Below are 24509 nucleotides of genomic sequence, written 5' to 3'. Positions count from 1 at the left end.
TTAGTGCTTCTATTTAAGCTCAACTTCAGCTCCAGCTTCTTCTAATTGTGCTTTAAGTGCTTCAGCTTCTTCTTTAGAAACTTTTTCTTTCAATGGAGCTGGTGCAGCATCAACTGCAGCCTTAGCTTCTTTAAGACCTAAACCAGTTAATTCTTTAACCAATTTCACTACCGCTAGTTTTGAACCACCAGCTGAAGTAAGAATTACGTCAAACTCAGTTTGCTCAGCAGCACCACCTTCAGCGCCAGCAGCAGGTCCAGCAACAACTGCAGCAGCAGCAGCTGGCTCAATTCCGTATTCTTCTTTTAAGATTTCAGCTAATTCATTTACTTCCTTAACAGTCAAATTAACTAATTCTTCTGCAAACTTTTTTAAATCTGCCATTTTTCCTTCAGTTTTTAAAATTTAATTACTCTAAATATATTACTCTTTTTCTGAAAGTGTTTTCACAACACCAGCTAGGATATTCTTTCCTGATTCCAAAGAAGAAATAACATTCTTGATTGGTGATTGAAGCAATGCAACGATATCTCCAACAAGTTCTTCTTTAGATTTAATGGTAGCAAGAGCGTCAAGCTCATTATCACCAATATAAAGCGATTCTTCAACGTAAGCCGCCTTCAGGATAGGTTTATCATGTCCCTTACGGAATTCTTTGATAAGCTTCGCAGGAAGGTTACCAGTCTCTGCAAGCATAAGAGAAGTAGATCCCTTAAGTACATTGTCTAGTTCTTCAAACTCGCCTTCTGCCTTTTCTAAAGCGATTTTAAGAAGGGTGTTTTTTACAACAACCAACTTAATATCCTTTTCAAAACATGCTCTACGAAGTGCTGAAGTGCCTTCAGCATTCATTCCTGAGATGTCAGTAAGATAGAAGTGGTTTGACGCATTAATTTCTTCCGTCAAGCTATCAATAATCTGAATTTTTTGTTCCTTTTTCATGATTACTAAGATCTTGATTAAATTTTTAAATTAGTCAAGTGATCTTGGATCAATTTGAATCCCAAGACTCATTGTGCTTGACAGGTAAACACTCTTGATATAAGTTCCTTTTGCTGCAGATGGTTTCAATTTATTGATAATGCCAACAAATTCTTTAGCGTTATCTTTGATTTTATCTACCTCGAAAGATACTTTACCAATTGATGAGTGAACGATACCGTACTTATCGACCTTAAAATCAATCTTACCAGCTTTCACTTCAGCAACTGCTTTAGCGATATCCATAGTTACTGTACCAGACTTAGGGTTTGGCATTAAACCACGTGGCCCTAAAACACGTCCAAGTGCACCAACTTTCGCCATTACAGTAGGCATCGTGATGATTACGTCAATGTCAGTCCAACCTCCTTTGATTTTGGCAACATAGTCGTCAAGGCCAACATAGTCAGCACCTGCAGCTTTTGCTTCTTCTTCCTTATCAGGAGTACAAAGAACCAAAACACGAACTTCTTTACCAGTACCGTGAGGAAGTGTAACAACACCACGTACCATTTGATTAGCTTTTCTCGGGTCAACTCCTAAGCGAACATCCATATCCACTGAGGCATCAAATTTGGTTGTTGTAATCTCCTTAACCAATTTCGCTGCTTCGTCGATAGAATATAGCTTATCAGTATCCACTTTTTCTGAAGCTAACTTTCTATTTTTCGTTAGTTTACCCATTTTAATTGCAGTGTTTAAAATTATTGATTAAGAGGATTATCACCAGAAATTGTGATACCCATACTTCTTGCTGTACCAGCAACCATACTCATGGCACTTTCAACTTTAAAAGCATTCAAATCTTTCATTTTCCCCTCTGCGATCTCGCGAACTTGATCCCAAGAAATTGAACCTACCTTTTTACGGTTTGGTTCAGAAGAACCTGATTTTAATTTTGCAGCCTCTAAAATTTGTACAGCAACAGGAGGAGTTTTTGTAATAAATTCAAAAGAACTATCAGAATAAACAGTAATCACTACAGGGATTACTTTTCCAGCCTGATCTTGAGTTCTTGCATTGAATTGCTTACAAAAATCCATGATATTAACCCCTTTAGCACCCAACGCAGGTCCTACTGGGGGTGAAGGATTTGCAGCACCACCTTTGATCTGCAATTTGATTAATCCTGCAACTTCTTTAGCCATAGCTTTACTTTTCTAAAGGATTTAATTATTCTTTTTCTACCTGCATGAAACTTAACTCAAGAGGAGTCTTACGTCCGAAGATCTTAACCATAACTTTTAGCTTTTTCTTCTCTGCATTTACCTCTTCAATCACACCGGTAAAACCATTAAATGGTCCATCAGTCACTTTAACCATTTCGCCAACAAAATAAGGAATATTAATTTCTTCATCTTTGCCAGCCAATTCATCAACCTTACCCAGTATGCGGTTCACTTCTGACATACGCATAGGAGTAGGATCGCCGCCTTTTGTATCCCCCAGGAAGCCAATCACATTCGTAATATTACGAAGGATGTGAGGAATCTCTCCAACGAGTGCTGCTTCGATTAGAACATAGCCTGGTAAGAAAATTCTTTCCTTGCTAATCTTCTTTCCGTTTCGCACCTGAAAAACTTTTTCGGTAGGAATGAGAACCTGTGACACAAATTCCGTTAGACCCAGATTGGAAATTTCGCTATCAATATATTCTTTGACTTTCTTTTCTTTTCCTCCAACAGTCCTAAGAACATACCATTTTTTTTGAATTTCAGCCATCTTTTTCTAAAAAAGGAATTATTAGTGTAACATATTGTATATAAAATCCATCAAATTCTTAAACCCCATATCCATTAAGAATATCACAAGAGCAATAATAGTGGAAGCAATCATAACTACTATCGCACTGCTTTGGAGCTCAGACCATGATGGCCAAGATACTTTTTGAACCAGTTCTTTATAAACTTCTTCAATATAAATTTTTAGTTTCATAAGGCAATTTTGTCTTTGCACGGGAGGAGAGACTCGAACTCCCGACACCTGGTTTTGGAGACCAGTGCTCTACCAACTGAGCTACACCCGTCTATAATAAGATTGATCCGAGTTCACGGATCAATCTTTATATTATGCAATTAGTCAACAATTTCAGTAATCTGACCTGCACCTACAGTTCTACCACCTTCACGGATAGCGAAACGTAGACCTAAATCACAAGCTACTGGCGTAATCAACTCAACGTTGATAGTTACGTTATCACCTGGCATTACCATTTCAACTCCTTCTGGAAGAGTAATCTCACCAGTTACATCAAGAGTTCTGATGTAGAATTGAGGACGGTATTTGTTATGAAATGGAGTATGACGTCCACCTTCTTCTTTCTTCAATACGTAAACCTCAGCTTTAATCTTAGTGTGAGGCTTGATTGTATTAGGGTGACAGATAACCATACCACGCTTGATAGCAGTTTTGTCAATACCTCTCAACAATAGACCTACATTATCACCAGCTTGACCTTCGTCCAAAATCTTACGGAACATCTCAACACCAGTAATTACAGACTTCATACCTTCAGCACCAAGACCAATGATCTGTACTTCTTCACCAGTTTTTACAATACCAGTTTCAATACGACCAGTAGCAACAGTACCACGACCAGTAATAGAGAATACATCCTCAACTGGCATCAAGAAAGCCTTATCTACATCACGTGGAGGAAGTGGAATCCAAGAATCAACTGCATCCATCAAATCCATGATTTTTTCTTCCCACTCAGCTTCACCGTTCAATCCACCTAAAGCAGAACCAGCAATGATAGGAGTGTTATCACCGTCGAACTCATAGAAATCCAATAACTCACGAATTTCCATTTCTACTAACTCAAGCATCTCTGCATCGTCAACCATGTCAACTTTGTTCAAGAAAACAACGATTTTAGGTACGTTTACCTGACGAGCTAATAGGATATGCTCACGAGTTTGAGGCATAGGACCATCAGTTGCAGCACAAACCAAAATAGCACCATCCATCTGAGCAGCACCAGTTACCATGTTCTTTACGTAATCCGCGTGACCTGGACAGTCAACGTGAGCGTAGTGACGGTTAGCTGTTTGGTATTCTACGTGAGCAGTATTAATAGTAATACCTCTCTCCTTCTCTTCAGGAGCGTTATCGATAGAATCGAATGATTTCACTTCAGACAAACCTTTTTTTGCTAATACAGTTGTAATAGCGGCAGTCAAAGTAGTTTTACCGTGGTCAACGTGACCAATGGTACCAATATTTACGTGTGGTTTTGACCTGTCAAAATGTTCTTTAGCCATAACTCCAAATATTAATTAATATTAGACAACAATTAAAAACAATATCTTAAATTTCTTGAGCCATTGACGAGATTTGAACTCGTGACCTCTTCCTTACCAAGGAAGCGCTCTACCCCTGAGCTACAACGGCAAACGTATTTGAGCGGGAAACGGGACTCAAACCCGCGACCCTCAGCTTGGAAGGCTGATGCTCTATCAACTGAGCTATTCCCGCAAAAAAAGAAACAGAAATGTTTCTTTTCGTTTACCAGTGGGGAGAGCAGGATTCGAACCTACGAAGACGAAAGTCAGCGGAGTTACAGTCCGCCCCAGTTGGCCACTTTGGTATCTCCCCAATATTTTAAAAATCAGAGCCGATGGAGGGACTCGAACCCACGACCTGCTGATTACAAATCAGCTGCTCTAGCCAGCTGAGCTACATCGGCAAAAAATGCAAACCATCTTATTTAACAGGCATACTTTTCCCTGAAAATGGTTTGCAAATGTAAAAATATTTTAAATTTATCACAAAATAATTAGGTGTTTTTTCTAATTATTTTGCTCTTAGTTTTTCTTTGTGTTTCACGACTTGCTTTCTCAATGCATCAACAGCAAGATCCGTTGCCTCTTCAAATGTTTTACTTTGCTTTTTAGCAAACACATCTGCGCCTTTAATATCAAGATTGATCTCAACTACCTTATTTTCGGTAATATCAGATTTTTCAACCCTAAGAAAAACTTCAGCTCCAGCAACATCGCTATTGAGCTTCATTATTTTTCCAAGCTTATTTTCTATGAAATTTTCCAATTTCACATCAGCAACAAAACCGATCGATTGAATGTTAATCATATTCTAATCCTCCAAAATTTATGCTCTCGGATGAGCTTGTTTATATATATTATTTAAACGCTCAAAAGTAGTATGAGTATAAATTTGTGTTGCCGATAAATTCGAATGCCCCAAAAGTTCCTTAACTGCATTTAATTCCGCACCATTATTTAATAGATGCGTTGCAAATGTATGTCTCAGAACGTGCGGGCTTCGCTTGGTCATTGTTGTAATTTTCGACAAATGCTTTGTAACGATTCTATACAACAACTTTTCGTAAACAGGCACCCCCTTTTTAGTTACAAAAAGAAAATCATCCAAGTTTCCGAAAGTTTTATATCTAAGATCCAAATATTGATCAAGAAGTTTTACCAAACTCTCACTTACTGGAATGATTCTTTCTCTATTTCTTTTTCCTAATACTTTAACTAAAGATGCTGATCGATCAAAATCTGACTCTTTAAGATTCATCAACTCCGACAATCGCATGCCAGTTTGATAAAACATCTCTATTACCAATTGATCTCGAACACCTTCAAATCCTTCTCCAAAATCAACTTCTCTTAACACCTGCATTGCATGCTCTGCAACAAAACCAGGCAACTTCTTTCCTTGCTTAGGTCCAACAACTTTATCCATTGGGTTCGAATCAATCACTGATTCTCTAAGCAAATACTTAAAAAATGACTTTAAAGAGGATAACTTCCTATTTACAGTTCGCGAAGTTTTACCTTCGTTCATTAAAAAAACGATCCATCTACGAACATCTTTAAATGTTATATCTTCAACTTGTACATCATCAGCACCTGAATAAAATTCAAAAAACTGAGTCAAATCACAGTCATAAGATAAAACTGTATGTGCAGAATATCGTTTTTCGTATTGCAAATAAGACAGAAAAGATTCCTTAAAACTCATACATCCAGGATATTTATCCAATAGGATAATCCAAGATACGAAAAATTAAGATATCAAGGAATTAATCCAACAGAAAATCAATCCTCAGCTTGTTGCATTTGCTGAACGTAGATCGCGTGTAATTTCTCTTCTCTTCTTTTTATAGATGGTTTTTTATAAACCTGTCTTCCTCTAAGCTCTTTAATTACACCAGTCTTTTCAAATTTTCTTTTGAATTTTTTCAAGGCTCTCTCAATGTTTTCGCCTTCTTTCATAGGAATAACAATCATAATTTTCTCCTTTAATATTTATGTTTTTCTAAGTGAGCCGCAAATTTATTAATTCAATCATTATAATTCAAATTTATTTTGAAAAAAGTAATGAAATTATCTCCATTCTAATATTTTAGGCCCTTTTTCAGAAATATAAAGTTAAGAAAATAAGGAATTATTCTCAAGCTAATTCAATGACTACTATTCTATACTTAAATAAGGTTGTACTTTCTGAAAGACACTATCGCTCAACAAATGCTTGTTTTTCAAATCCTCTACTGAGGTAAAATTCCCCACTCGTTCTCTATATTTTACGATGTCAGAAGACATCCTTCTACTTATATACGGATGCTGTCCCAATATTTTCGCATTACATTGGTTTATCGAAATCTTTTGCAACAAAACTGGCGATACACAAACTCGATTCTCTAATGCCCGGAATGTTTCTTCTGAAATACCATACACTTCCAACAACTGAGATTTGGAAATGTAACCACCAAGTAATTCTTTATATTTTACAATTCTATTTGAAAGTGTTTTCCAATACCAGGCAGCGTTTTTAAAATGGAAGTATCTGCCAAATTCAAATCAACCAATTCTATTTTTACACTCTTCTCTTTTAAAGGTTTTATATGCACATATGGCTTTAGCCGTTTCAGAAGCAAAGAATCAAATCCATAAATTTTACCGAGATCATCAGCATTTTTAAACCTAGCTCCAGTCGACAAATACTTTATAATGCGATTCGACATCCTATCATTTACTCCTAACTTTTCCCATTCGACTTTATCAATTGTATTGGGATCAAAATTGAACAACTCTAATTCAACTCTTCGTTTTGCAATATTTTTAACTTTTTCGTTCTTTATTGCAGGAGGAATATTGATGTAATCTTTCAATCGATTGTAATCGTCATCTTTAATGCCATAAATTTTTCGAAAATCAGCTTTGGATCTAAACACTCCACCCTTTTCTCTATATTTTAAGATATTTCTGGTTTGATAATCTCTTAATCCAAGTTTTTTAAAATCCTCAGCGGAAGCCTTATTAGGGTCGAATAAAAACAAAGCAGGATTTTTCAATTTACCTTTACTGCTCAATATAGCTATTAAACTATCAAGATTTTCATTTTTCTTAGGTATAGAATCTGGTGTAGAATCTGTATTTATAAATTCTGGCAATACAAAGACTGTTATTAGTATTAAGGCCAACACCAATAATCCTCTTTTCTCCGATGTGGAATAAGAAAAGTATTCTCTTATGATCTTTTTCAATGACATATTAAAAAAGCGTTATTTGAAAACAAACAACGCTTAACAATATTATAAAAAAGATTAATCTTATCCAAGTTTTAACAATCCTACCCCATTTAAAAACACAGCTGTTATTGCTATAGGAGCCAACCATTTCACGATAAAGAAGAATACTTTAAAATATTTCACTCTTAAAGAATTCTCATTCGACAACTCTTCTCGTACTATTGCATGCTTTAACTTCCAACCTACAAAAATTACAATTAATAATGCTCCTAATGGCAGCAATACATTTGCAGCGGTATATTCCATTAAGCCAAAAATACTTTGCCCTAAAATATTAATACCTGATAAATCACTAAAAGATAGAGTTGCAAATACACCCAATACAGAAATAGACGCTGCACCAATTACCGTAGCTTTTTTCCTGGAAATATTCAATTCTTCAGAAAAGTATGCTACAACAACTTCAAGTACCGATATGGTGGAAGTTAATGCAGCTACAGCAAGCAAGAAGAAAAATAAAATCGAGAAAAAGTATCCTCCAGGCATTTCCAAAAATAGCTTTGGTAGTACTTCAAAAACCAAACCTGCTCCAGAATCAGGCTGAAAACCTAATGCAAAAACAGCTGGAAATATCATTACACCAGATAAAATTGCAATTGCTGTATCAGCAACTGTAACTTGAAAAGCCGTTTTTCCCAAATTATTTTGCCTTTGGATATAAGAACCGTAGGTAATTAAAGCCCCCATACCAATACTTAACGAAAAGGCAGCCTGCCCCAACGCTTCCAGAATTACTCCCATTGATATTTTTGAGAAATCAGGTTTAAATAAGAAATCTAAACCAGCAGAAGAACCGGGCAAGGACAATGAGCGCACACACATCACAAGTATTAGAATAAACAACAGAGGCATTAATATTTTTGCATATTTTTCAATGCCATTTTTAACTCCTGAAAAAACAATCCATGCCGTTAATAGCATAAAAACCATTTGCCACATTAATGGACGAAAAGTTCCTTGTTTAAAATCATCAAACATCACCTTGGTATCACCATGGGCAAATCCATTACTTATTGCTTGATACAAATATTCCAAAGTCCAACCAGAGATAGTAGAATAAAATGCAAGAATTAAAAAAGCTGCAATAACTCCCATTAAACCTACAAGGGGCCACATAGATTCAGGAGCAAGCTTACGAAAAGAACCAAATGCATTTTGCTGCGCTTTTCGACCTATTAACAACTCGGAAAGCATTACCGGCAATCCGATAGCAATTATAAAAGCTAAATATATTAAAAGGAATGCACCGCCTCCATTTTCTCCAGCTACATATGGAAATCTCCAAATATTACCAAGACCAACTGCCGATCCAGCTGCAGCTGCAATTACACCAAATTTACTTGAAAAAACATCGCGTCCCGAGGGATTACTAATAGACATGTGTTAAATTTTAAGGTTATTGATATACAAATTAGGGTAAGCTCAAATTTGCAAAATATTAGGTCTAATTCCTAAATGCTTTTGCTTTTTATATCAAATACAAACAAAAAAGCCCGGATAAAATCATCCGAGCTTTACAATTAAATATTTTAAAGACTAGTTGCGTCCTACAGCATTTAGGTCTTCGAAAGCCTGAACTAAACGGTCTCTCATTCCCACTTCACCTTCACGCATCCATTTTCTTGGATCGTAGTATTTCTTGTTTGGTTTGTCGTCACCTTCTGGGTTACCGATTTGACCTTGCAAGTAATCGTGATTTGCAGCTTCGAATTCACGTACTCCGTTCCAGAATGCCCATTGTGTATCTGTATCAATGTTCATTTTGATAACTCCATAAGAAATTGCTTCACGAATTTCTTCTAAAGTTGAACCTGAACCACCGTGGAATACGAAATCAACAGTATTATCAGCTACCGCATATTTTTCTGAGATAAACTTTTGTGAGTTATCCAAAATCTTAGGAGTCAATACAACATTACCTGGCTTGTAAACACCATGCACATTACCAAATGATGCAGCAATTGTAAAACTAGAAGACACTTTAGATAATGCTTCGTAAGCTAAAGCAACATCTTCAGGTTGAGTATACAATAATGAGTTATCCATATCTGTATTGTCAACACCATCTTCTTCACCACCAGTACAACCTAATTCAATTTCGATAGTCATACCCATTTTGTTCATGCGCTCGAAATACTTCACACAAGTTTCAATGTTTTCTTCTAGAGTTTCTTCTGATAAATCTAGCATGTGTGAGCTAAACAATGGTTTTCCTGTTTGAGCAAAAAACTCTTCACCAGCATCCAATAAACCGTCGATCCATGGTAACAATTTTTTTGCAGCGTGATCCGTATGTAGAATTACTGGAATGCCATAATGCTCAGCAATTGCATGAACGTATTTAGCTCCAGCAACAGCTCCAATAATTGCAGCACTTTGTCCTTCTGCATTGATTCCCTTACCTGAGAAGAAAGATGCACCACCATTCGAGAACTGAATGATAATTGGTGAATTTACTTGTTTGGCAGCTTCTAATGCAGCATTAATTGAGTTAGTACCAACTACGTTTACAGCTGGGATTGCAAAACCTTCTTCTTTAGCAACCTGAAATAATTTTTGCACATCATCACCGGTTACTACACCCGGTTTAACAACATCTAATACTCGTTTCATAATAATATAATTTATCGGATAGTTCTTATAAAATCGTCGGAAAGTCTAAATTTCACCACGAAGTTAAAAAGAAATAATAAATTTTGCACCGTTTTGTCTATAAGAAAATTATGCAAACGAATGCAATTAAACTATTTTTAATAAAGCATAAACAAGACCTTAATTTCTTCCGAAAATCCAGATTAAAATGGATACCCTATCCCTATATTGAACGTTAACTGATTGAGTTTAAACGGACGCTTAGCAATAATCCAACGTTCACTACCTACTTTTGACGGATCTCTCAATTTTAAACCTAAATCCAAACGGAATAGGATAAATTTTAAATCTACTCTCGTTCCGAACCCGGTTCCAATTGCAATTTCTTCGTAAAAACGATCGAATTGAAAATCTGCTCCTTTTCTATCATCTTTTTTCGAAATTGCCCATATGTTTCCTGCATCAAGAAATAACGCTCCTTCCAATGCCCAAAAGAGTTTAAATCGATACTCAAGGTTTGCTTCTATTTTAAGATCAGCTGCATTATTTGGATAAGTAGATCCCTCATCAACATATGAACCAGGCCCTAAAGATCTTACTTGCCAGGCTCTAATCCCATTTGCTCCTCCTGAGAAATAGCTTTTCTCGAATGGCAACACCTCTAAATTTCCATAAGGATAACCAATCCCAAAGAACACACGGTATACCATATTATTTGCGCGGTTGATGTAGTGATTAAAGCGATATTCAACATCACCTTTCACATATTGCGCATATCTAATTCCTAAAAAGTCGTGGTAAGTTCCCTCAATATTTCCCTCTGAGTCGTAATCATTTCTTTTTGACCTTCCCAAAATATTATCGATGGTTTTTAAAGTATTACCTGCCACCTCTGCACTTACCCTTAGGTAATTGTAATTTTTGGGAATATTAATATTCTGATTATTATAAGTTACCGAATATCTTGTAGTAGCGATAACGTGATCGGTAAAGGAGTTTTGAATGTAAAGATTATTAATATCATTCAGAAAATCTTCACTTAAATCTTTCACATCAACAAAGTTCAACTCAACCAAGTTAAAGGTGTGTCTCAAATACTTCGACGATTTCCAAAAATACCCAAAACTTGCATCAGCAATTGTTCTGGTATAGTCGGGACGTTTCTGAAAATTATAGGAAAGTGAAAATATGGTCCTTGGATTGTATGATTCTCTGAATTTTTCAGCATCGAAAAAAGGAAGTAAAAATTTAGGTATACTCAATTTGGAAACAATACCATATTCTGAAGAACTAAAATTTGTTTGCTCACTCGACTTCACATTTTCTCTGGCCGTAGAAAGCTGAACATCCAATACCTCGGCACCACCGAACAAATTTTTATGCTGATAATTCAAATTGCCTGCAAACCCAATATTTCCAGAAGAATTGGTTCCTTCCAACTCGAATGAATAGAATTGCAAGTTATGTGGACTTAATTGAATCACACAATTCAAACTACCGTATTCATCATCAGTTGCTTTTGCATCCTCATCAAAGTTTATATTCACAAACTTAAATTGATTCAATTGCTGTAACCTACTGTATGATTGAGAAACAGAATTCAAATTGTACAAATCCCCTTTTTTTATTCGAATTGAGGATAAAATCACATCAGGCTTTATTTTAAGCTTATTTCTATAAATAAACTCCACATCCTTATGCACCAAAGTATCCAATTCCGACAAATAAATTGAATCATTCATCAGCATCAACTTGGGGTCATATTCGGTAAGGATTTTAATTTTATTAATCCGATACTTTTTGCTTGCCTTTTCATTCAAAGGCTTTTTCAAGCCAACAAAAACATCCATTTGATGATCTTTCTTCGTGCTATCCATCATAAAATGAATATACTCTCTTGAGAAATTAAAATACCCCTTATTCTTAAGCATTTTAAAAATTCTCATTCTCTCTTCTCCAAGCACATCAGAGTCTACCTTACTTCCCTCCTTCACTTTCGCATCTTGTTTATCTTCATTTACATAAACTCGAATCTGAGTAGAGTCCGACATTTCTCCCACCTTCTGCGATTGAGATAAAAAGTTATAAGGCAAATCATCAAGTTGGTGATAAATCTTACGATATCGATAAGGCTGGTTGGCTGTTATCGTGTAATACACCTTTGCTTTTTTCTTTTTAAAAGCAACAGAATCTTTTATTACAGCATCGTAGTAGCCTTTTTTCTTCATGTAAAGCTGCAACTGAGCTACCGATCTCTTCGTCTGAAAATCCTCATAAATAACAGGTTCTTCACCTATTCGTCTAAGCCACTTGTTAAAGCCTTTAGTTTTATCCTTACCAGACAGATTATAAAGCCCCAGATGAAAACGCCAAGCACCTAAAATTTTCAAGTTGGACTTTTGTTTGATATTTTTTTTAAGATCACCTGAAGGCACAGATTTATCATCCACCTTAACAATAACTTTGTTCAAAAGGTATTCATCTTCCCCAACATACTTGGTAGTTGAACAAGAACTCATACCAAGTAAGAAACTCAGAAAGAAAAGTAAAATCGGGAAATAATAACTACTTTTGTATTTTAGAATAGCTTTCAAGAATGAATTGATTATTTATCGGTTTAAACTACAACAAAGATACTTATATCAATTAATAATTTGTAATGCATATGAAACATTTACGTGCATTGCTTTTATTCTTTGAAAACACCAATACAAACAGTCTGATTTACTAACTTTTAAGCTTTTAGCAGTGCTCTCGAAAAATCAAATCAAACTCATATCCAGCTTACAAAAGAAAAAATATAGAGATTCTCATCAACTTTTTGTTGCCGAAGGTGATAAGTTGGTAATGGACCTGCTACAAACCAACATAAAAGTTGCTTACCTGGTACATACTTCTGATTGGAAGAATGCACCAACTACAGGACATCTCAATCAGATTGAAAATCGGATTGAAACCGATGCCAACCTGATGAAAAAGGTAAGCAGTTTAAAAACACCATCGCCAGTTCTTGCCGTTTTCAAGATTCCTACTAATAATATCGATGCAAGCATCATAAAAAACTCCTTATCGATATTACTTGATGATGTTCAGGATCCTGGCAACCTGGGTACCATCATCCGCATTGCCGATTGGTTTGGAATTAAGAACATCTTTTGCTCACAAAACACAGTGGATGTATACAACCCTAAGGTGATACAGGCAAGTATGGGAGCTATAGCGCGTGTAAAAGTTACCTACACTTCTTTACATGATTTGATTTCCTCGCATCAATCAAAGGATTTTCCTGTATATGGAACTTTTTTGGAAGGTGAAACCATATACAAATGCGATTTGCAAAACAAAGGTTTTATTGTAATGGGTAACGAAGGTCAGGGAATATCCGAAGAAATTGGACAATTGGTGAGCGATAAACTATTTATTCCAAACTTCCCAGCCGATCAGGAAACATCCGAATCATTAAATGTGTCTGTGGCAACTGCTATTATTTGCTCGGAGTTTAGAAGAGGAGAGTATTAAGCCCACTATACCTATTGTGTAATGGTTGAGCTTCTCAAATAAATACATCAGAAGTTGCCTCCTTGCCAATAGTGAATCATTCCCAACCCATGAAGTAGTACGCGCAAGACAAATTGAACTCACTCCCAACGGCAAGGAACCATTTCCAAGACATGTTTGACCTTCTCACAACTACCAGGAACTGCTTCCCGGACATGGTATAACACATGCGAATCAATAAAATAGTTGTAAAGATCACAAATATGCCCTTACAGATCAGTTATAAATATATACAGATCATAAATAAGTTCATGAAGATCATTATTTAAGCTATAAAGATCATCATTTTAGGCATCAAGATCCGATCTTGATGATATTATTAGTGATCCTCATTACTTTTTTGATGATCTTCATGACCTCAAATATGATCTTTACTATCGTTTTATTGATCTTCACTATCTATTTACTGATCCGTAAACACTTTTTTGTGATTCGCAAACTATTTTTCATAGTGATATCAGACCAAAGAGTAGTTGGGGAATACTCCCATGTAGTTGGGAAAAAGTTCCTGTAAATGTGTTTGCTCTGCCTGAGGTCCGGGAAACCATCACCTGATGTGTGGGGAAATATACCGATAGTAATTATCTTCTTCAAAAATGCGAGTACACACATTCAAAGGTCAACTCCTAGCTAGTAACAAATCTATCAAAAGCTTCGGCACATTGTTCGCCATCCATAGCAGCCGAAACAATTCCACCGGCATAACCAGCACCTTCTCCACAAGGGAATAGTCCTTCGATTTTGGTATGCTGAAAAGTTTCACGATCTCTTGGTATTCTTACCGGCGAAGATGTACGTGACTCCACACCTAAGATTACGGCTTTATTGGTCAGAAATCCTTTCGATTTTCTGCCAAATGCCTTAAATCCTTCCTGTAATCGGTAAGCAATATGTTTAGGTAACCATTTGTGCATTTCGGATGACACAACTCCGGGATGATAGGAAGTTTTTGGCAGGCTTTCACTTTTTCTTCCCTCAACAAAATCGACCATGCGCTGGGCAGGAGCCGTTAGGTTCTCACCTCCTTCAACAAATGCTTGAGCCTCCAAATCTTCTTGAAAGTGCAATCCCGCCAAGGGACCGAATTTCTCATATTCCGATAAATCTTCGGTGCGAATTTCAACAGCCATCCCCGAATTGGCAAAGGCAGTATTTCTTCCTGAGGATGACATTCCGTTTACCACTTGCTGATTTTCGCCTGTTGCCGCCGGAACAATTACTCCACCCGGACACATACAGAAGGAATACACGCCACGTCCTTCAACCTGCTGTACAAAACTGTAACTGGCCGCTGGTAAATACTTTCCTCTTCCGTTTGGGTTGTGATATTGAATTTGGTCAATTAAGTCCTGTGGATGTTCGATACGAACCCCCATTGCAAAAGATTTTGCTTCAATATCGATGTCAGATTCATTTAACTTTCGGTATACATCACGAGCCGAATGACCTGTTGCCAAAATCACTGCTTCTCCCTTAAATGTATTCCCATCTTGAGTTAACACACCTATAATTTTATTGGCATCCAATAAATAATCGATCACCTTACATGAAAAATGCACTTCTCCACCTGCAGCAATAATACTCTTACGAATATTTACAATTACTTTAGGCAAAACATCAGTTCCAATATGCGGATGAGCCTCGTACAAAATTTCATCCTGAGCACCATGAAAATGAAGCACATTCAAAATCTTCTGTAGATTTCCTCGCTTTTTAGATCGGGTGTACAACTTGCCATCCGAGAAAGTTCCGGCACCACCCTCTCCAAAAGAATAGTTTGAATCTGGGTCTACATTTCGGGTTCTGTGCAACTGCCCCAAGTCCTTTTTTCGATCTTCAACACTTTTTCCTCGCTCCAAAACAATAGGGCAATATCCAAGCTCTACCAATCGTAAAGCTGCAAATAAACCTGCAGGACCTGCCCCCACAACAATTACTTTTTTCTTATCCTTCACATTCGAATAATCAAATATCAGTTCCTTTGCCACAGGAAGTTTTTCATCCACTGCAACACGAAACTTCATATTTATCTTGATATCTCTTCTTCGGGCATCAATAGATTTTCTTAGAATTTGAATTCCATTAATCCTACCAACCTTAACCTCCAGTTTTTGTGCCAAAATAGGCTTATAAAAAGATTCATCAGAAGCTTGTTTGGGATTCAGAACAATATCAATTTCAGTAATCATGTAAAAAAGTAAAAAGGTGAAATGGTAAAAAAAGTGCAAGAGTAAAAAATTACTCGAAATGAAAGGACAATGTAACTATTTTAGAGTTCATTCCACGAATTGCAGATGTATATGCTTCATAACCGGGGTTCTCAATATCATAGCTATGATTGATGATATCGCGTAAACCTATTGCAAATTTCAACTCTGTAGCCAACTTAAAGTATGGCAAATAAAAATCGATACCAGCACCCAATTCCAAATAAACATCGGTAGTGTTTAAACGAATCAGCATGTTATTTTCAGGGTCAAGCGCATCTTGCGATTGTACGTCAATCTTGTAACTGGCTCCTCCAATTAAATATGGTCGATAGTTATTCAATCGCTTTGCGCGATATTTAAGCAATAAAGGAAGGTTCACCAAAACCGATTCAACCTTCACATCTTCTTGTGGCAAATTGGAATATTTAATGGTTCGTTCGCCAAACTCCAGCCCTGGTAAAAATCTTAAAGACCAATTCTCATGCAAACGCAAATCGGAAACAATACCTACCGAAAATCCAGGAGAAAAAACAACCTGCTCAGCTCTGGCATCTGTTAATCCTGAATTGTATATGGCAAAGTCCATATTATTTACGGCCAATGTAAAACCAAAGTGTAACCATTTCTGATCAACTTTCTGATAATTCAGTATGCTTTCAGGCTTATATCTACTTTGCGAAAAAGCAGAAGAAAAAAAGGACAGACAGAGCAGTATTAATAGTAATCGTTTCAATCTTGATCGTTTATTTTTAGTAATAACCCCTAAAATATAAATTTATTGCATGGGTTTAGTTCCAATGTATATAGAAGCTATCCCAAAACTTAATTTTATCTGTTTTGTTTCAGTAAAGCCACAATCTTCATAAATCTTTAGGAACTCGTCACCATCCGGGAAAGCATCAACCGATTCCGGCAAGTAAGTATATGCCGAAGCATCTTTTGACACCATTCTTCCCCAGAATGGAAGAATCCTGAAAAAGTAAAAATTATAGATCTGTTTAATTGGAAATCTTCTTGGCTTTGAAAATTCAAGAACCACAACTTTACCTCCAGGTCGAACCACACGATTCATTTCTGACAATCCTTTTTCAAGGTTTTCAAAATTTCTAACACCAAAGGCCACCGTTATTGCATCAAAAGTGTTATCCTCGAACTGAATATTTTCAGAATCACCTTCCAATAATTCAATTTTATGTGATAAGTTTTTCTTTTCAATTTTTTCTCTCCCTACAGCCAACATCTCGGTAGAAATATCTATTCCTACAACCTTATCGGGATTAAGCTTAAGATTTGCCAAAGCAAAGTCGCCAGTCCCTGTAGCAATATCCAAAACCATTTTGGGTTCCAAAGGTTTCAATAATTTTACCGCCTTCTTTCTCCACAACTTATCAATTCCCATTGACAAAACATGATTCAAAAAATCATATTTCTTTGCAATATTATTGAACATCAGGCAACTTGTGCCTTTTTCCCTTTATCTAAATCTTTATATGGATTTACCACGAACTTTCTTTTCAAATTAATAGTAGGAAATCTATTAAATAGATCTTATAGATTTCAAAAACAATGCGATCGTTAACTATTTACGATCGCACAAATATAGTGAATGAAAAACAAAGAACCATTATCTGATTCTTTGTTATCTATCATCTTAATATTTTCAGCAATTATCTATCCGATAATATTATTTTTCATATAAATTTTCTTGTATTCCTCGATATAACCGTAAGAAATATCATCAATTCTTAATTCACCTTTTGTGACATGTCCTAAAGTTGAAAATGGCAAGCCGCTTTCCATCATCATGTCAACAAATTCGTCTTCATTTTCCATTGATACTGAAACCACAACTCTTCCCTGGCTTCGCCAAACAAGAATGCATCCATACGAACCTCGGCTGGCGAAGTGATATCAAAACCTAAACCTAACGGCATAGATGATTCAATTAGGTTAAAGAACAAACCTCCACGCTCAACGCTATGAGCCGAACAAATTAACTTAGCCTCTATTAATTTGGCTATCGTTTTATGAATTGCTATTTCATCTTCAATATTGAAGTACGGAATTCCCACCTGGCATTTTTGGTGGTAAGAGCATAAATATTCTGAGCCCGATATATCATTTCTGGATTTACCAATTAAGAAAATCATTTCGCCTTTGTTTCTAAAAATATAAGACATATGATTCTTCTTACTTGGCAATGTTCCCATCATAGCAATAACTGGTGTTGGATTAATGGGCTTTCGCTTTCCTAAAACAGAACTTTCGTTGTAAAAGCTTACATTTCCACCTACCACAGGAGTTTCGAAATATGAACTTGCTTTTGCAATTCCTTTTATGGTAGCTACAAATTGAGAATATACATTCTCTTCAAGTGGGCTTCCAAAATTCAAGCAATCATTTATTGCTAAAGGTTTACCTCCTGAACACACTATCCTTCTGGCAGCACGTGCAATATTAATTTGTGCGCCAATGTAAGCATTATTGAAAGAATACACCGAATTGCCAGAAACAGTAAAACAAACGGCTTTCTTATGGTCTCCCAAAAATGTGATTTGAGCATCAGATGGTGAATTATCTATCGCTTCTTCAATATTTCGCTGTAGGTGTTCTTTAATTACCAAATTCGGATTATTCACCATTTTATTGATCACTTTCCAGTAATTATCCGGTTCTGGAATTGTTTCAAGATAATCTATAGAGTCTGTCTGAATGAGGTCGTGAAATTTACGATCGGTTTGTGGAGCTCCGAATCCCATTACCAAATCCTTTCCAATGACTTCGGCTACTATTTTAGAACTCTCAAAAAGTCTTATGGATTTATTACTTGTTAATTCTCCAATCTCCTCACAAACAATATTGTAATCTTCAAATGTTCTTGTAATTAGGGTTGTATTTTTCTTATCAGCAACCAACAAGAATCGCTCTTGGGTTCTTGACAACAGCACGTCCTCAATGCTAATTCCATTCTGACTTAAAGGTATTTTATTTAAATCGATATCAATTCCTGTATCGGCATGAGCACTTACAACCGAACATGAATTAATAATACCTGCCAAATCCATATTCTCTACTCTTATCAGTGCATCTTGCTCGTTGAGTTTCAGTATGGCATCGGTTAACGAACTACCGAGATCTGGATTCCCTTTGGGAATTGTAAAACTCTCGTTTTGCCCAAAAACTCCTTCCGCTCCTGTAGGATTCCCAACTATGAACAACACTTGACCTGCTTCCATTTTTCTATTAAAAAGAAGTTTATCTTTGGAAACAATTCCAGCCACCATTACATTCACGATAGGGTTTGTATCGTATGATGAGTTATAGAAAATCTCACTTCCAATATCTTCTATATAAAGAACATTCGAATAGTCATTAATTCCCTTAATGATTTCATCCATCAGCCATTTTGTTCTATCCAAAGTAGAATCACCAAATCGTAATGAATTTAGAATAATCTGCGGTTTGGCTCCAAGGGAAACAATATCTCTGCACACATCACCAACACATGTAGCAGCTCCCTGATATGGATCAATACCAGAAGGATGATTATGCGTTCCCATTTTGAATACACAACATTCACCATTTCCTAAATCAACAACGCCTGCACTCGACTCTTTTGCTCCTGCAATAATATTATCTCCTTTATTTGGCAAAGAGGATATCCATGAAACCGAACTTTTGTAAGATAAGTTCTCTGACCACATAACAGAATAAATCTGCAGTTCCAACAGATTAGGATTTCGACCTAAACTCTCTACAATATTATCGTATGATTCTTTACCTATGCCAAGATCTTCGGCAACCTGACTGATACATCGTGTTTTTCCATGGTGCAAGCTTATTGGTGATGAATATTTTAAATTTAAAAAAATAAGATAGGAACACGAATTATCGCCTTAGTTTTTACCTTTACATCACCAAGAAAAGATTGATTGTAAATTATAATCTTAACAACAAAACAAAATTAATATCACAAATACAAAATGACTAAAATAGCTTTTATAACAGGCGCTACAGCAGGCATTGGCGAAGCCTGTGCTAAAAAAATGGCAAGGGTTGGATACGACCTAATTATTTCGGGCAGAAGAGAAGAAAATTTAATTCGATTGGAAGAAGAAATTCTGAAAGAACATCAATGTAATATCTATAAATTGGTTTTGGATGTAAGACAGCAAGACGAGGTTTTCGAAAAAATCAACAACTTACCTGAACAATGGAAGAAGATTGACCTTTTGATAAACAATGCTGGTTTAGCTGTTGGCGTTTCGGCATTACAAGATGGTATTGTTGATGATTGGGAAAGAATGATTGACACTAACATTAAAGGCTTACTTTATATTACAAGAGCTGTTAGTCCTTTGATGATAGAAAGAAAACAAGGTCATATTATAAATGTTACCTCAATTGCTGGTAAAGAAGTATATCCTGGAGGAAATGTTTATTGCGCCACAAAACATGCAGCGGATGCCTTGACCAAAGGTATGAGAATAGACATGCTTCCTCATAACATTAAAGTTTCATCAGTGGCTCCGGGCATGGTTGAAACTGAATTCTCCATTGTTCGATTCAAAGGAGATAAAGACCAAGCGGATCAGGTTTACAACGGGTTTACACCATTATACGCAGAAGACATTGCGGATACTGTGGAATTTATTGCAACTCGTCCTGCTCATGTGAACATTAACGATATTCTTATCATGCCAACAGCTCAAGCCTCGGCTAGAGATGTTGTTCGTAACTAATAGGTTTCAGAAATTTCTTCGGATTCGATAACCCAACGACCCGGAATAAACTGTTTTGATTTTACATGAATAGTTTTGGCTAGTTGATCGCCTGTAACGGCAAGAATTCGATTCATTTTTCCGATAAATAAAAACTTGAAATTTCGGCTGATCCAGGCAGCAAAGCTTTCGAACAGCCGGAATTCTTTCCTTCCTCCATAAATTACCGAAGGTCTGTAAATGGTTACCGATTCAAATTCCAGTGAATTGATAAAGCATTCGGCTTCACCTTTAACTCTTTGATAGAAAAAATAAGATTTCGGACTAGCGCCTATTGCACTAATCAAATGGAAATTTCTAATCTCCTTTTCTTCACAAACCTTAGCAAACTTTGTGATGTATTCGTAATCGATTATTCTGAAATTTTCTTTTGTTTGAGCTTTTCTTATTGTTGTTCCAATACAACAAAATGCCACATCAATTTCAGAAGGAATTTGTTCTGAAGCGAAAGATTCGAAGTTGATTACAATTTGTTCCAACTTAGGGTGGTTCAAAGGCAATTCCTTTCTTACCAAAGCATAAACTTTCGTATAATCTTGATCCGCCAAAATACGTTTTAGTAATTTTTCACCGGTAAATCCTGAAGCACCACTCACAATTGCCTTCATAACACAATAATTTCAAAAGTTTAGTTCTTTTCTTAAGACAAGTTACAGCTTTCAAGATAAAATCAAAAACCAACTCTTCAGGACAGCTTAATATTCTATTACCATTCACTAGTTTTTAAATCAATTTTGGCCTCAGACCAAAATTTTAATAAATTTGAATATATCACACACAAGTCATGCAAAAACTTATAGGATTCAATATCAAGAGAAATAAAAAATTATTGGTGTCAGATATTATAAAATTTTACGAAGTAAGAGGTTATGAATTAATTGATGCTGATGTACATGGTATGACTTTTAAACGAGGTAGTATTTGGGGGAATATGACTTCTCTTAATCCCACCAAATGGAGAACAACGGTTAATATTGAAATCATTAAAAAGGAAAGGCTAGATTATAACATCTATGCTAATTATAAATTCACCACATCTGGATTTTTTAGAACTAGAGTAGAAGACCACTATTACAATGAAGAATTAAATGCCTTTTCGAAAGCAATAGAGAATTTCCAGCTTGATACAGAATTCATAGAAACGATTTTGGATAAAACCAACAAGTCAAATTTTCAATTGCTTACAAATTCTCTCTTACTGGGTGTTCCTACTGCAATATTAATTATTTTGGCAATCAACAGTTTTACGAACAGCACATTACCAACATTAATTGCTTCTGCAATTACAGCAATTGCTATTATTGTTGTTTATGTAATTTTTGTACAATTAAGGGGAAAAGCTTAATAATTTTATTCAGAAAGAGAATCAATCCACTGTTATACAAGAGAAAACAATACAGTATAAGCTTTATTTTAATGCAAATATATATTTTTTTAAAACGTTTGCACCATGTTTTAAAACTTATTTCAAACGTATGCGAAATTAAAACATTATTGATAGTTTTGACCTAACGATTAAAAAAATCAAAGTACTGATAAGAATCGCGACTAATAATTTGAAGTTTGATGTTTACAAAGGCCGAGAAAACGAGTTTTCCCGGTCTTTTCTTTTAAAATCGGCTTATAAAACCAAAATGAATTTTAGCGTTTCTCAAATCAAAGCTCTGATTTTCTTGTTTCCCCAAAGCATAATTTAAACTAAATATTCCTGCTTTGGTAGCAAAACTTAAACCAAATCCTACTCCAACAGGATAATCCTCTGTACTATTTTTTAAGATCTCACTTTTATAGTAAGCCAAGTCTGTAAACAAATAAAAACTCGTATTTCTTTCCGGAATAAATCTCAATTCATTGCTTACAATAGAATACTTCGATACTTTGAACGAAGCCTCATCAAATCCTCTCAAACTATTGAGACCGCCAATTTTAAACAAATCATTTCCAAACAAGTTATCAGCTGTTAACACACCAGATTGATTCTTTATCCTATAACTAATTTTGTGGCTTATCGGAAAATTAACCTCTCCCTTCAAATCGATCTTTAGTAGCGAACCACTCAAATCAATTCCATCATATAAATTATCTGGAATATTTCTGTTTTTCTTAATCTTATGCGAGCCTAGTCCAATTGATCCATTGAACTGCCAACCTCGTTTAGGATTAAAAGGATAATCCAAATTTGAGTAGTTAAAACCCACTCCTCCCATGTTTATTTTTACATCAGCATAATCAGGCAATACTGTAATTCCACTTAAATGTGAAGTAGATATTAGCGAAGAAGAATGATATTCATAATACAATTTCACATGACGATTCCCCTTTTGAAAAAGCTTTAAACCTAAATTTAAATTAGCTGAAAGGTATGTGGTATCCTGTTTAAACAAATTAAAATCAAAATCAAAACCTATATTTCCTACTAGGTACGGATGCATAAAACCAAGAGTGAGATCTTGACTTTTAGTATCTATTTTTTTCCAACTCAATTTCATTTCTTCCCCAATTCGAAATGCATTATTCAAAAGCAAATTGATTTCCCCGGTTACCGTCAAACTTTCGTTATCATTCTTATCTGATTGTAAACCCAGAATTCCATCAAACCGATTTGATGCTTCCCGGTCCAAATATGTGTAAAGCACAGCTTTATTTTTTACAAACTCGACCTCTGAAGGCTTTATTTCTCTACTAAAACTCAAGTTGTTAATTCGGGCAGATACTTTATTTAAGGTCTTTTCGCTAAAAGGAGTATTGGGGATAATGTCAAGGTATTTCATCATAAACTCTTTTCGCACTTTAAGCTTTCCTCTTAGCTTTATACTGTCCCAAACCACGAACTTCCCTTTATTCAAATTCCAGAAGCCTTCTAATCCAGACTTGTTTATTCTTAAACTATCATTATAAATTTTAGCAAAAGGATACCCTTTATTATTATATGTCTCAATAATATTTTGCTGAAATTTTTCTATCTCACTTAGCTGAATTCTTTTCTTACCATCCAACCTAAAGGAAAAGTTCATGGAATCTTTTTGATTAATTCCTCTGTGAGAGATACGATTTATGAAGTACCTATCTCCAATATGAATGTAAGCTAATAACTTATCGTTTTTTGAAACCAAAGAATCTAAATTTGCTTCTAAATATCCAGTTTGTCTTGCCTTTTGTATTTTACGCTCTAATTTGCTTAAAGCTGCATTTACATTTGGATATTTTCCTTGAATCCGACTAAGTGACTTTGCAATAGAAGCAAAATTATTCTCTACAACTACATCCAATTGAACTTTATCCTGAGATAATACAGTAAGCCATCCTGCAAAGAATAACATTCCTAGAAGGATTACTTTTTTCATATTTATAAAACTCTCCAAATTATATAGTAGGCTTGTTAGTAGACAAAATTTTAACACAACGAAATTACAAGCATAAGATTATAATTAACCACAATTAGAACTTTTTTTATATCTTTTCCAAAATTTTTAAAATTAGTCTCAATCATAAATTTATTACCTATGAAAAAAACACTTTATGCCATAGCTATTATATTTCTTTTAGGATTATTTGCCAGTTCGTGTGCTGTTGACAAAAAATGTCCTGCATATACCAAAGCTGATACAAGCAATACGCTAAAAAAGGCTTAGTCCTAAGAAAAAATCTCATTAAAATGAGATTTTTTTTTGCTTATGAAATGCAATTGCAATCGTTTTAATCGAATTCATCTTACTGATTTAGTGTTTATTAAACATGAAATCCTCAATGAAAATATCTTGTTTTTTTTTTAATTTTTCTATACAAAATATTTTTAAAATACATACTTTTGCCATTGAGAAACAAAGG

Annotated in this window: 26 protein-coding genes and 5 tRNA genes; 4 read left to right on the top strand and 27 right to left on the bottom strand. The window is 35.4% G+C overall.

Annotated elements, in window-relative coordinates; all coding sequences use genetic code 11:
- Window positions 1–9: 9 nt before the first annotated feature.
- The 20 genes from rplL to tamL all read right to left on the bottom strand — a co-directional run bounded on the left by rplL (window position 10) and on the right by tamL (window position 12726).
- The gene (gene rplL / locus JCM15579_RS04215) at window positions 10–384 is read right to left on the bottom strand and encodes a 50S ribosomal protein L7/L12 (RefSeq protein WP_054716172.1); all 375 of its coding nucleotides are present in this window, start codon (window positions 382–384) and stop codon (window positions 10–12) included.
- 39 nt (window positions 385–423) lie between these two features.
- The gene (gene rplJ, locus JCM15579_RS04210; RefSeq protein WP_054716169.1) at window positions 424–942 is read right to left on the bottom strand and encodes a 50S ribosomal protein L10; all 519 of its coding nucleotides are present in this window, start codon (window positions 940–942) and stop codon (window positions 424–426) included.
- A gap of 30 nt (window positions 943–972) precedes the next feature.
- Window positions 973–1665 (bottom strand): 50S ribosomal protein L1, encoded by a 693-nt coding sequence (gene rplA / locus JCM15579_RS04205; protein WP_054716166.1) that lies wholly within the window; start codon window positions 1663–1665, stop codon window positions 973–975.
- Window positions 1666–1685: 20 nt separating this feature from the next.
- Entirely contained in the window at window positions 1686–2129 is a 444-nt protein-coding gene (gene rplK, locus JCM15579_RS04200) for a 50S ribosomal protein L11 (RefSeq protein WP_054716163.1), read from the bottom strand.
- A gap of 25 nt (window positions 2130–2154) precedes the next feature.
- A complete protein-coding gene (gene nusG, locus JCM15579_RS04195; RefSeq protein ID WP_054716160.1) occupies window positions 2155–2703 on the bottom strand; it encodes a transcription termination/antitermination protein NusG in 549 nt (182 codons plus the stop codon).
- A gap of 21 nt (window positions 2704–2724) precedes the next feature.
- Window positions 2725–2916, bottom strand: a complete 192-nt coding sequence (gene secE, locus JCM15579_RS04190) for a preprotein translocase subunit SecE (protein WP_054716421.1) — start codon at window positions 2914–2916, stop codon at window positions 2725–2727.
- Between the two features lie 18 nt (window positions 2917–2934).
- Window positions 2935–3007: transfer RNA gene (locus JCM15579_RS04185), tRNA-Trp, on the bottom strand.
- Between the two features lie 49 nt (window positions 3008–3056).
- Window positions 3057–4244, bottom strand: coding sequence for an elongation factor Tu (gene tuf, locus JCM15579_RS04180; protein WP_054716156.1), 1188 nt, complete (start codon window positions 4242–4244; stop codon window positions 3057–3059).
- 58 nt (window positions 4245–4302) lie between these two features.
- A tRNA-Thr gene (locus JCM15579_RS04175) sits at window positions 4303–4374 on the bottom strand.
- Between the two features lie 11 nt (window positions 4375–4385).
- Window positions 4386–4458: transfer RNA gene (locus JCM15579_RS04170), tRNA-Gly, on the bottom strand.
- Between the two features lie 37 nt (window positions 4459–4495).
- Window positions 4496–4578 (bottom strand) — tRNA-Tyr (locus JCM15579_RS04165).
- A gap of 17 nt (window positions 4579–4595) precedes the next feature.
- Window positions 4596–4669 (bottom strand) — tRNA-Thr (locus JCM15579_RS04160).
- Between the two features lie 107 nt (window positions 4670–4776).
- Window positions 4777–5073, bottom strand: a complete 297-nt coding sequence (gene hpf, locus JCM15579_RS04155; RefSeq protein ID WP_054716153.1) for a ribosome hibernation-promoting factor, HPF/YfiA family — start codon at window positions 5071–5073, stop codon at window positions 4777–4779.
- An 18-nt stretch (window positions 5074–5091) separates the two neighbouring features.
- Window positions 5092–5970 carry a phage lytic cycle repressor MrpR family protein gene (locus tag JCM15579_RS04150; protein WP_054716149.1) on the bottom strand — a complete coding sequence of 293 codons (879 nt, stop codon included), beginning with the start codon at window positions 5968–5970 and terminating at the stop codon, window positions 5092–5094.
- Window positions 5971–6047: 77 nt separating this feature from the next.
- The gene (rpsU, locus tag JCM15579_RS04145; RefSeq protein WP_054716146.1) at window positions 6048–6239 is read right to left on the bottom strand and encodes a 30S ribosomal protein S21; all 192 of its coding nucleotides are present in this window, start codon (window positions 6237–6239) and stop codon (window positions 6048–6050) included.
- A gap of 183 nt (window positions 6240–6422) precedes the next feature.
- The gene (locus JCM15579_RS22215; protein ID WP_373280234.1) at window positions 6423–6710 is read right to left on the bottom strand and encodes a ComEA family DNA-binding protein; all 288 of its coding nucleotides are present in this window, start codon (window positions 6708–6710) and stop codon (window positions 6423–6425) included.
- Window positions 6711–6736: 26 nt separating this feature from the next.
- Window positions 6737–7501, bottom strand: coding sequence for a helix-hairpin-helix domain-containing protein (locus JCM15579_RS04140; protein WP_054716143.1), 765 nt, complete (start codon window positions 7499–7501; stop codon window positions 6737–6739).
- A 60-nt stretch (window positions 7502–7561) separates the two neighbouring features.
- A complete protein-coding gene (locus JCM15579_RS04135) occupies window positions 7562–8920 on the bottom strand; it encodes a sodium-dependent transporter (protein ID WP_054716140.1) in 1359 nt (452 codons plus the stop codon).
- Window positions 8921–9076: 156 nt separating this feature from the next.
- The gene (gene fbaA / locus JCM15579_RS04130) at window positions 9077–10153 is read right to left on the bottom strand and encodes a class II fructose-bisphosphate aldolase (RefSeq protein ID WP_054716137.1); all 1077 of its coding nucleotides are present in this window, start codon (window positions 10151–10153) and stop codon (window positions 9077–9079) included.
- Between the two features lie 182 nt (window positions 10154–10335).
- Window positions 10336–12726: a translocation and assembly module lipoprotein TamL gene (tamL, locus tag JCM15579_RS04125; protein WP_054716133.1), complete on the bottom strand. Its 2391-nt coding sequence runs from the start codon at window positions 12724–12726 to the stop codon at window positions 10336–10338.
- Window positions 12727–12880: 154 nt separating this feature from the next.
- Between tamL and JCM15579_RS04120 the strand changes: the two genes are divergently transcribed.
- Window positions 12881–13651 carry a TrmH family RNA methyltransferase gene (locus JCM15579_RS04120; RefSeq protein ID WP_054716130.1) on the top strand — a complete coding sequence of 257 codons (771 nt, stop codon included), beginning with the start codon at window positions 12881–12883 and terminating at the stop codon, window positions 13649–13651.
- A gap of 665 nt (window positions 13652–14316) precedes the next feature.
- Here the strand turns inward: JCM15579_RS04120 and JCM15579_RS04115 are convergent.
- The 5 genes from JCM15579_RS04115 to JCM15579_RS04100 all read right to left on the bottom strand — a co-directional run bounded on the left by JCM15579_RS04115 (window position 14317) and on the right by JCM15579_RS04100 (window position 19736).
- Window positions 14317–15879, bottom strand: a complete 1563-nt coding sequence (locus JCM15579_RS04115) for an NAD(P)/FAD-dependent oxidoreductase (RefSeq protein WP_054716128.1) — start codon at window positions 15877–15879, stop codon at window positions 14317–14319.
- Between the two features lie 49 nt (window positions 15880–15928).
- Entirely contained in the window at window positions 15929–16633 is a 705-nt protein-coding gene (porT, locus tag JCM15579_RS04110; RefSeq protein ID WP_054716125.1) for a type IX secretion/gliding motility protein PorT/SprT, read from the bottom strand.
- Between the two features lie 42 nt (window positions 16634–16675).
- On the bottom strand, window positions 16676–17350 hold the full coding sequence (gene ubiE, locus JCM15579_RS04105) for a bifunctional demethylmenaquinone methyltransferase/2-methoxy-6-polyprenyl-1,4-benzoquinol methylase UbiE (RefSeq protein ID WP_157471325.1): 675 nt from the start codon (window positions 17348–17350) through the stop codon (window positions 16676–16678).
- A 221-nt stretch (window positions 17351–17571) separates the two neighbouring features.
- Window positions 17572–17733 (bottom strand): hypothetical protein, encoded by a 162-nt coding sequence (locus JCM15579_RS20155; RefSeq protein ID WP_157471323.1) that lies wholly within the window; start codon window positions 17731–17733, stop codon window positions 17572–17574.
- Complete coding sequence (locus tag JCM15579_RS04100) at window positions 17703–19736, bottom strand: AIR synthase related protein (RefSeq protein ID WP_083464519.1); 2034 nt, start codon at window positions 19734–19736, stop codon at window positions 17703–17705. The genes JCM15579_RS20155 and JCM15579_RS04100 overlap by 31 nt, the downstream gene beginning before the upstream one ends.
- Window positions 19737–19883: 147 nt before the next feature.
- Between JCM15579_RS04100 and JCM15579_RS04095 the strand changes: the two genes are divergently transcribed.
- Window positions 19884–20642, top strand: coding sequence for an SDR family NAD(P)-dependent oxidoreductase (locus JCM15579_RS04095; protein ID WP_054716122.1), 759 nt, complete (start codon window positions 19884–19886; stop codon window positions 20640–20642).
- Here the strand turns inward: JCM15579_RS04095 and JCM15579_RS04090 are convergent.
- The gene (locus JCM15579_RS04090) at window positions 20639–21289 is read right to left on the bottom strand and encodes an NAD(P)H-binding protein (protein WP_054716118.1); all 651 of its coding nucleotides are present in this window, start codon (window positions 21287–21289) and stop codon (window positions 20639–20641) included. The genes JCM15579_RS04095 and JCM15579_RS04090 overlap by 4 nt on opposite strands.
- A gap of 176 nt (window positions 21290–21465) precedes the next feature.
- Between JCM15579_RS04090 and JCM15579_RS04085 the strand changes: the two genes are divergently transcribed.
- Window positions 21466–22026 (top strand): hypothetical protein, encoded by a 561-nt coding sequence (locus JCM15579_RS04085; RefSeq protein WP_054716114.1) that lies wholly within the window; start codon window positions 21466–21468, stop codon window positions 22024–22026.
- A 265-nt stretch (window positions 22027–22291) separates the two neighbouring features.
- On the opposite strand, the gene JCM15579_RS04080 is transcribed toward JCM15579_RS04085, so the two are convergent.
- Window positions 22292–24025: a BamA/TamA family outer membrane protein gene (locus JCM15579_RS04080; RefSeq protein WP_054716110.1), complete on the bottom strand. Its 1734-nt coding sequence runs from the start codon at window positions 24023–24025 to the stop codon at window positions 22292–22294.
- 159 nt (window positions 24026–24184) lie between these two features.
- Here JCM15579_RS04080 and JCM15579_RS21760 point away from each other — a divergent pair, with 159 nt between their 5' ends.
- Complete coding sequence (locus JCM15579_RS21760) at window positions 24185–24313, top strand: hypothetical protein (protein ID WP_262493481.1); 129 nt, start codon at window positions 24185–24187, stop codon at window positions 24311–24313.
- Window positions 24314–24509 lie beyond the last annotated feature (196 nt).

This window comes from Marinifilum fragile JCM 15579 (assembly GCF_001310955.1).
GTDB lineage: Bacteria > Bacteroidota > Bacteroidia > Bacteroidales > Marinifilaceae > Marinifilum > Marinifilum fragile.
Note: the sequence above shows the minus strand (reverse complement) of the source record. Positions and strands in the feature narration are given on the sequence as shown.

Excerpts from the sequence above, each read along its gene's own strand:
- ubiE (WP_157471325.1), bottom strand. The coding sequence starts at position 17,350 with ATGTTCAATAATATTGCAAAGAAATATGATTTTTTGAATCATGTTTTG.
- JCM15579_RS04135 (WP_054716140.1), bottom strand. The coding sequence starts at position 8,920 with ATGTCTATTAGTAATCCCTCGGGACGCGATGTTTTTTCAAGTAAATTT.
- nusG (WP_054716160.1), bottom strand. The coding sequence starts at position 2,703 with ATGGCTGAAATTCAAAAAAAATGGTATGTTCTTAGGACTGTTGGAGGA.
- rplK (WP_054716163.1), bottom strand. The coding sequence starts at position 2,129 with ATGGCTAAAGAAGTTGCAGGATTAATCAAATTGCAGATCAAAGGTGGT.
- JCM15579_RS20155 (WP_157471323.1), bottom strand. The coding sequence starts at position 17,733 with ATGGAAAATGAAGACGAATTTGTTGACATGATGATGGAAAGCGGCTTG.
- rplL (WP_054716172.1), bottom strand. The coding sequence starts at position 384 with ATGGCAGATTTAAAAAAGTTTGCAGAAGAATTAGTTAATTTGACTGTT.
- rpsU (WP_054716146.1), bottom strand. The coding sequence starts at position 6,239 with ATGATTGTTATTCCTATGAAAGAAGGCGAAAACATTGAGAGAGCCTTG.
- JCM15579_RS04150 (WP_054716149.1), bottom strand. The coding sequence starts at position 5,970 with ATGAGTTTTAAGGAATCTTTTCTGTCTTATTTGCAATACGAAAAACGA.
- JCM15579_RS04090 (WP_054716118.1), bottom strand. The coding sequence starts at position 21,289 with ATGAAGGCAATTGTGAGTGGTGCTTCAGGATTTACCGGTGAAAAATTA.
- tuf (WP_054716156.1), bottom strand. The coding sequence starts at position 4,244 with ATGGCTAAAGAACATTTTGACAGGTCAAAACCACACGTAAATATTGGT.
- JCM15579_RS04095 (WP_054716122.1), top strand. The coding sequence starts at position 19,884 with ATGACTAAAATAGCTTTTATAACAGGCGCTACAGCAGGCATTGGCGAA.
- JCM15579_RS04080 (WP_054716110.1), bottom strand. The coding sequence starts at position 24,025 with ATGAAAAAAGTAATCCTTCTAGGAATGTTATTCTTTGCAGGATGGCTT.
- fbaA (WP_054716137.1), bottom strand. The coding sequence starts at position 10,153 with ATGAAACGAGTATTAGATGTTGTTAAACCGGGTGTAGTAACCGGTGAT.
- rplA (WP_054716166.1), bottom strand. The coding sequence starts at position 1,665 with ATGGGTAAACTAACGAAAAATAGAAAGTTAGCTTCAGAAAAAGTGGAT.
- JCM15579_RS04140 (WP_054716143.1), bottom strand. The coding sequence starts at position 7,501 with ATGTCATTGAAAAAGATCATAAGAGAATACTTTTCTTATTCCACATCG.
- JCM15579_RS04115 (WP_054716128.1), bottom strand. The coding sequence starts at position 15,879 with ATGATTACTGAAATTGATATTGTTCTGAATCCCAAACAAGCTTCTGAT.
- secE (WP_054716421.1), bottom strand. The coding sequence starts at position 2,916 with ATGAAACTAAAAATTTATATTGAAGAAGTTTATAAAGAACTGGTTCAA.
- rplJ (WP_054716169.1), bottom strand. The coding sequence starts at position 942 with ATGAAAAAGGAACAAAAAATTCAGATTATTGATAGCTTGACGGAAGAA.
- JCM15579_RS21760 (WP_262493481.1), top strand. The coding sequence starts at position 24,185 with ATGAAAAAAACACTTTATGCCATAGCTATTATATTTCTTTTAGGATTA.
- hpf (WP_054716153.1), bottom strand. The coding sequence starts at position 5,073 with ATGATTAACATTCAATCGATCGGTTTTGTTGCTGATGTGAAATTGGAA.
- JCM15579_RS04085 (WP_054716114.1), top strand. The coding sequence starts at position 21,466 with ATGCAAAAACTTATAGGATTCAATATCAAGAGAAATAAAAAATTATTG.